Genomic DNA, 6,310 nt, shown 5'->3' with positions numbered 1-6,310 from the left:
TATTGAATGTATTTACGCTCTATATAAAAAGAACCGCAGGTCTCTTCAGATCTACGGATTTTCGCCATGCCACGAAATTAGCATCATGCTAGCAAGTTAAGCGAACACTGACATGATAAATTAGTGGTTAGCTATATTTTTTTACTTTGCAACAGAACCAGAATAAGCATATATATTCAGGGTATATATAAGTAATAGACATCTAAATAATAAGTAATAGGAGGTTGGTGTAGATGTTCAAAAATATATTATTACCCTATGATTTCGAAAATGATTTTAGTGCTATCCCTGACTATTTAGAAAAAGCCACCGATGAAGATTCAGTTGTTGTAATTTATCACGTTGTAACAGAAAATGATCTTGCAATTAATGTCAAATATTATAATAAGCATAAAAAAGATATTATTAGAGAAAAAGAAAAAAAACTTACTCCATTTTTACGTGAATTAGAAAAAAGAGATATTCAATATAAAATAGATGTAGATTTTGGGCATATTAAAGATACAATCTTAGAAAAAATTACTTCTGGAGATATAAATAATGGTGAATTTGATTTAGTAATTATGAGTAATCATAGAGTCGATTGGAATATTAAACATGTTTTAGGAGATGTTACACATAAGATTGCTAAAAGAAGTTCTGTCCCAGTACTAATTGTTAAATAAACATAAGAAGTAAGAAATTTATTAATTCAAAAAGCCTAAATACTCTCTCGATTTGTGAGAAAGTATTTAGGCTTTTTTATTTTTTTAATTTTGGTTTGTGATTTTTTAGATTATTTTTTGATTAGTCGTTCTAAAAAAGATTAGACACGCATTTATGCCGAGAAAATTTATTGAAGTTGAGAAGAACCCTTAACTAAACTTGTAGACGAATGTCGGCATAGCGTGAGCTATTAAGCCGACCATTCGACAAGTTTTGGGATTGTTAAGGGTTCCGAGGCTCAACGTCAATAAAGCAATTGGAATAAAGCACCTATGATTATTTAAAAATATTAGTTATAATACATTCAAAAATATTTTTGAATGAGGTGTATGTATGATTCAAACGGTTGTCACTGCTGCTGTTCTTTATATTGCTACAGCAGTTGATTTATTAGTAATTTTATTAATATTTTTTGCTAGAGCAAAGACTAGAAAAGAATATAGAGATATTTATATTGGTCAATATGTAGGATCTGTGACATTGATTGTCGTAAGTTTATTCTTTGCCTTTGTCTTAAATTATGTTCCTGAAAAATGGATATTAGGATTATTAGGGTTAATACCGATTTATTTAGGAATTAAAGTAGCTATTTATGATGATTGTGAAGGAGAAAAGAGAGCTAAAAAAGAATTGAATGAAAAAGGATTGTCTAAATTAGTTGGTACGGTTGCAATTGTTACGATAGCAAGTTGTGGTGCTGATAATATTGGTTTATTTGTTCCATATTTTGTGACATTAAGTGTTACTGATTTATTAATTACTTTGTTTGTCTTTTTAATTTTAATTTTCTTCTTGGTATTTACTGCACAAAAATTAGCTAATATTCCAGGAGTTGGAGAAATTGTTGAGAAATTTAGTCGTTGGATTATGGCTGTTATTTACATAGCTTTAGGTTTATTTATTATTATTGAAAATGACACTATTGGAACAATTTTAGGATTTATATTTTAATTTAGGGTGTGATTTTATATGAGCTATGAAAATGCTTGTGATGTGATCTGTGTACATGAGGATAAAGTTAACAATGCTTTAAGTTTTTTAGAAGATGATAAATCTAAGAAATTACTTAACATTTTAGAAAAAATTTGTGATGAGAAAAAATTGAAAATCATATTATCTTTGATTAAAGAAGATGAGTTGTGTGTTTGTGATATTTCTTTGATATTGAAAATGAGTATTGCTTCAACTTCACATCATTTAAGACTTTTATATAAAAATGAGGTGCTTGATTTTTATAAAGATGGAAAGATGGCATATTATTTTATTAAAGACGATGAAATAAGAGAGTTTTTCTCTAAAAATCAGAAGGGTTTTTGAAACGAGTGAAACGAGTTTCTTCTTGTCTTGATACTATAAAAATAAGCAAAGATATAACATAAAATGACTTATCGGAAGTCATCTGTAACTCAATTATTAGAAATGATATAATACAAAGGTTGTCGTTCACTTCTGTGCTGTATTTAGCATGGAAGGAGGTGACATCATGTTCAGTACACTATTTGTAACTATTATAGCTCCTATCATAGTAGGAGTTATACTCACGTTATTTTCTCATTGGCTGAATTAATCGTGAAAAGTAATTTAGCGGCGACATATAGCTAATACACCAAAAGAGCCCGATAACTATTCGCAGTAGTTATCGGGCTCGGTGTTTATCATGTTAGTACACTATTTGTTAATTAAATTATAACACTGGCTGGTAGAGGAATGCAAAACCATGTATTCAGACTAATCACACTAAAGTAAATTTCTAAATACTTCGTATTGTTCGCTATAAAGAGGATCATTTCTTAAAGAATTTTCGAAATGAATTCCTTTTAACTTTAGTAATTTTAATAAATCCTTATTATTTTTAACTAATTCATAGTTATTATAATAAGTGTTTATTTGATTTTCATTAATTCCATAAATATATGGGTTATAAGGCAAGACATTTTCATAGAGATTTTCAAATATATCTTTTTCTCTCGATATATAATTAAATTTTTCTGTTTCATGAGTCCGGGACATAAAGTTTCTGGACTCTTTTTATATATCTATCTGTTTAAGCCTAAATATTATTCGCTATATTTATTAGATAAGATTGATATGGGTCAAGTTTATATTTCTTAAAAACGAATACACTATGATTAAACTAAAGTGTAGGAGAGGTTTATATGCAACAGACTATTTTGAAACATAAAAATCATATTACTGTTATTAGTGGTTTACTTATTATTATAGGTTTTATTGCACATTTTATCTTTAGCAATATGGTTATCTTTAATAGTGCTTTTATAATTGCTTCTATATTGGGTGTTATACCAATCGCAATACAGGCTTATCAGGCTATGAAAGTAAAAGTAGTGAGTATTGATGTTTTAGTAACTATAGCGGTTATTGGTGCTTTCTTTATTCAAAATTACGAAGAGTCAGCTATTGTTACTTTCTTATTTTTATTTGGATCATATTTAGAACAGCGTACACTTAAGCAAACACGGTCTGCTATTAAAGAGTTGACGGAAATGGCTCCAGAGACTGCTTTTAAGCAATTGTACGACGGACAATTTGAAGAAGTAGATATTGATGAAGTAGAGGAAGGAGATATTCTCATAGTAAAAACTGGGGCTAAGATTCCAGTAGATGGTAGGGTAACTACTGGAAAAGGACATGTAAATGAGGCTAATATCACCGGTGAATCTTTACCTCTAAAGAAAGAGAAAGGTGATGAAGTATTTGCCGGTACCATTATGGATAATGGGACTATTCAAATAGTTGCTGATAGAATTGGGGAAGATTCTACATTTGGTCGAATTATTGAGTTAGTAGAAGAAGCACAAGATTCTAAATCGGAAGCTGAACGATTTATTGACCAGTTCTCTCGTTGGTATACACCTGTAGTACTTATCATTGGGCTATTAGTTTGGGTATTAACTAAAGATACAGCACTTGCAGTTACTGTATTAGTACTTGGTTGCCCAGGGGCCTTGGTCATTGGTGTACCTGTTTCAAATGTCGCGGGTATAGGAAATGGTGCAAAGAATGGTATTTTGTTTAAAGGTTCTGAAGTGATTAGTCATTTTGCGAATGTAGATACAGTCCTATTTGATAAAACAGGTACCTTAACTGAAGGAAAGCCTGAAGTTAGCGAATTCGTTTACTATGGAAATAATCAAGAGGAGGATTTATCTTTATTATACTCGATTGAAAGGGAATCTGACCATCCCTTAGCTGTCGCTATTACAAATAAATTAGCGCAATATAAACTAAGACCTGTAGAGAGTACACAGGTTATAAAAGGTGGGGGTATAATTGCTCACGTTGACGGACACATTGTTGCAGTAGGGAATAAAACCTTAATGGAACAAGAAAGTATTCCACTATCTAATGATGTTCTTAAAGAATTAGATAAATTAGAAAGAGCCGGTAGTTCAATTGTATTAACGGCAGTTGATCGTCAGTTAATCATTTTAATGGAAATCCGTGACCAAGTTCGACCAAGCGTTAAACAAGACCTACAAAAATTAAAATCACTTGGTGTTAAAAATCTCATTGTATTATCAGGGGATAATCAAGGTACAGTTAATTTAGTTAAAAAGGAGCTAGGATTAACCGAGGCCCATGGCGATATGCTACCAGAGGACAAGCAAGCATTTTTAAAAGAAAGACAGTCTACTGGTGAAATTGTTGCTTTTATTGGTGATGGTGTGAATGATAGCCCTTCTCTAGCTATTGCAGAAGTAGGGATAGCTATGGGAAATGGGACAGATGTGGCTATTGAAAGTTCAGATATTGTTCTAATGAATTCCAATTTTAATCGTCTCCCCCATGCTTTAGGTTTAGCTAAAGGGACATACGCGAATATGCAACAAAATATTCTCATTGCTGTTGGTGTGGTGATAATATTATTGGGTAGTTTAATATTTAGTGAATGGATGTCTATGTCAATTGGTATGTTAGTTCATGAGGCAAGTATTTTGGTCGTTATTTTAAATGCAATGAGATTAAGAAGTTATCAATTAAGATAATTGATCCGTGTCAATTATTTTTAAAAAAATACCTTATATAATTTATTTAAAGGAGTGATAGATATGACTAAAGCAACATTAAAATTAGAAACATTAACTTGTCCATCATGTTTACAAAAAATTGAAAGTGGTTTAAAACAGACTGCTGGTGTAGAAAAAGATTCTGTAAAAGTGCTGTTCAATGCAAGTAAGGTAAAAGTGGATTTTGATAAAGAACAAGTCAATTTGAATACAATTGAAAAAGCTATTGAAAACTTAGGATATTCCGTTATTAGTTCAAAAGTAAAGGAAGGTGTATAAAATGACAACAGTAAATGAAAGACAAGAAAAATTAGCTGCTGAACAAGCCTATAAAGAACACATTCATCATACTAAGATTAATGCAGCAGCTGTTACAGATCATGTACTGGCTAATATTCATACCTTTCATGTAAAATTACACCAATATCATTGGTATGTAAAAGGCACAAATTTTTATTCATTGCATGAGGTATTTGAAAAACTATATAATGAAAATGAAACATGGTTTGATAAAATTGCAGAACGTTTACTAGCTTCAGGATTTAAGCCAGCATCAACAACTACCGAATTCCAAAAATTTACAACGATTTCTGAAGATCTGTCTGAAAAATATTATTCTGCTGAAGAAATGGTCTTACAGTTAGTAGAGGATTTTAGATCTAACCGTGAATTTACCATTCGTGCAATGCGTTTAGCCCAAGAAGAAGCAGATGATGCGTTAGAGGATTTACTAATTAGTTATAAAGATTATTTAGATGTAAATATTTGGCAACTTCAAGCCTTTGTTAATAAGGATGCGCTAGAAGACGATGACTATATAGATAATGATTAATTAGGAGGAAAGTTGTATGGCACACCATCATCACCATAGTCATGTAGATTGTATACGTTTAGTTCCGATTTTTAACCACCTAAATGAAGAACAAATGAGTTTAATTGCACAATCAGCGCATGAAGTACATTATGAAAAGAATGCGTTGTTATTTGGAAGTGGTGATAAAGATGACACACTATATATCGTAAATAATGGGCGTGTACGTATTTATAACTTAAATGAATCCGGTCGTGAACAAACTGTACGCATACTAAATCCTGGTGATTTTATGGGAGAAGTGGCTATTTTTCAAACTGAAAGTTACCATTCTAATTATGCTGAAGCAATATCAGAAGTAAGTATATGTAGAATTCATAAAAAGGATATGAATGACTATTTAGATGCTTACCCAGAAATTATGAGAAGAATCCTATCAGACGTTACGAAACGTTTACAGGTATCAGAAAAGCAAACGATGCAGGTTGGTATGGAGCAAGTAGAGTCTCGTATTATTGATTTTCTATCAGAATACGTTGAGAATGAAGAAAATCATACTTATGTGACCTTACCAATGTCAAAAAAGGATCTAGCTTCTTATTTGGGTACAACTCCTGAAACAATAAGTCGAAAGTTTTCAGCATTGGAAGAAAAAGGTTTAATTAAACAACATACGCATAAATATATTGAGATATTTGATTTAGATGAATTATTATTTTCATCAAGTTAAAGTGCCGAAAAAACCGTAAGAGGATAATACTCTCAC

General features: G+C 31.1%; 8 protein-coding genes and 1 pseudogene. All 9 read left to right on the top strand.

Annotated elements, in window-relative coordinates; genetic code table 11:
- Positions 1 to 100, top strand: a pseudogene (locus tag KA867_RS04860) (IS6 family transposase); the annotation flags it as partial.
- Between the two features lie 133 nt (positions 101 to 233).
- Positions 234 to 665: a universal stress protein gene (locus tag KA867_RS04855; protein ID WP_002512578.1), complete on the top strand. Its 432-nt coding sequence runs from the start codon at positions 234 to 236 to the stop codon at positions 663 to 665.
- Between the two features lie 373 nt (positions 666 to 1,038).
- On the top strand, positions 1,039 to 1,656 hold the full coding sequence (locus KA867_RS04850; RefSeq protein WP_064206565.1) for a CadD family cadmium resistance transporter: 618 nt from the start codon (positions 1,039 to 1,041) through the stop codon (positions 1,654 to 1,656).
- An 18-nt stretch (positions 1,657 to 1,674) separates the two neighbouring features.
- Positions 1,675 to 2,022, top strand: a complete 348-nt coding sequence (locus KA867_RS04845; protein WP_002452612.1) for an ArsR/SmtB family transcription factor — start codon at positions 1,675 to 1,677, stop codon at positions 2,020 to 2,022.
- A 166-nt stretch (positions 2,023 to 2,188) separates the two neighbouring features.
- Complete coding sequence (locus tag KA867_RS04840; protein ID WP_210137185.1) at positions 2,189 to 2,272, top strand: type I toxin-antitoxin system Fst family toxin; 84 nt, start codon at positions 2,189 to 2,191, stop codon at positions 2,270 to 2,272.
- 589 nt (positions 2,273 to 2,861) lie between these two features.
- Positions 2,862 to 4,712, top strand: coding sequence for a heavy metal translocating P-type ATPase (locus tag KA867_RS04835; RefSeq protein ID WP_025904410.1), 1,851 nt, complete (start codon positions 2,862 to 2,864; stop codon positions 4,710 to 4,712).
- A gap of 63 nt (positions 4,713 to 4,775) precedes the next feature.
- Positions 4,776 to 5,012, top strand: a complete 237-nt coding sequence (locus KA867_RS04830) for a heavy-metal-associated domain-containing protein (protein WP_210123099.1) — start codon at positions 4,776 to 4,778, stop codon at positions 5,010 to 5,012.
- A 1-nt stretch (position 5,013) separates the two neighbouring features.
- Positions 5,014 to 5,565: a Dps family protein gene (locus KA867_RS04825; RefSeq protein ID WP_210137184.1), complete on the top strand. Its 552-nt coding sequence runs from the start codon at positions 5,014 to 5,016 to the stop codon at positions 5,563 to 5,565.
- A gap of 16 nt (positions 5,566 to 5,581) precedes the next feature.
- Positions 5,582 to 6,274: a Crp/Fnr family transcriptional regulator gene (locus tag KA867_RS04820; RefSeq protein ID WP_011867731.1), complete on the top strand. Its 693-nt coding sequence runs from the start codon at positions 5,582 to 5,584 to the stop codon at positions 6,272 to 6,274.
- The last annotated feature ends 36 nt before the right edge of the window (positions 6,275 to 6,310 follow it).

Origin of the sequence: Staphylococcus sp. GDH8C109P, from assembly GCF_017893405.1 — a bacterium.
Taxonomy (GTDB): domain Bacteria; phylum Bacillota; class Bacilli; order Staphylococcales; family Staphylococcaceae; genus Staphylococcus; species Staphylococcus cohnii.
Note: the sequence above shows the minus strand (reverse complement) of the source record. Positions and strands in the feature narration are given on the sequence as shown.

Bases quoted from the DNA above. Each gene is read 5' to 3' on its own strand.
- KA867_RS04855 (WP_002512578.1), top strand. From the start codon at position 234: ATGTTCAAAAATATATTATTACCCTATGATTTCGAAAATGATTTTAGT.
- KA867_RS04850 (WP_064206565.1), top strand. From the start codon at position 1,039: ATGATTCAAACGGTTGTCACTGCTGCTGTTCTTTATATTGCTACAGCA.
- KA867_RS04845 (WP_002452612.1), top strand. From the start codon at position 1,675: ATGAGCTATGAAAATGCTTGTGATGTGATCTGTGTACATGAGGATAAA.
- KA867_RS04840 (WP_210137185.1), top strand. From the start codon at position 2,189: ATGTTCAGTACACTATTTGTAACTATTATAGCTCCTATCATAGTAGGA.
- KA867_RS04835 (WP_025904410.1), top strand. From the start codon at position 2,862: ATGCAACAGACTATTTTGAAACATAAAAATCATATTACTGTTATTAGT.
- KA867_RS04830 (WP_210123099.1), top strand. From the start codon at position 4,776: ATGACTAAAGCAACATTAAAATTAGAAACATTAACTTGTCCATCATGT.
- KA867_RS04825 (WP_210137184.1), top strand. From the start codon at position 5,014: ATGACAACAGTAAATGAAAGACAAGAAAAATTAGCTGCTGAACAAGCC.
- KA867_RS04820 (WP_011867731.1), top strand. From the start codon at position 5,582: ATGGCACACCATCATCACCATAGTCATGTAGATTGTATACGTTTAGTT.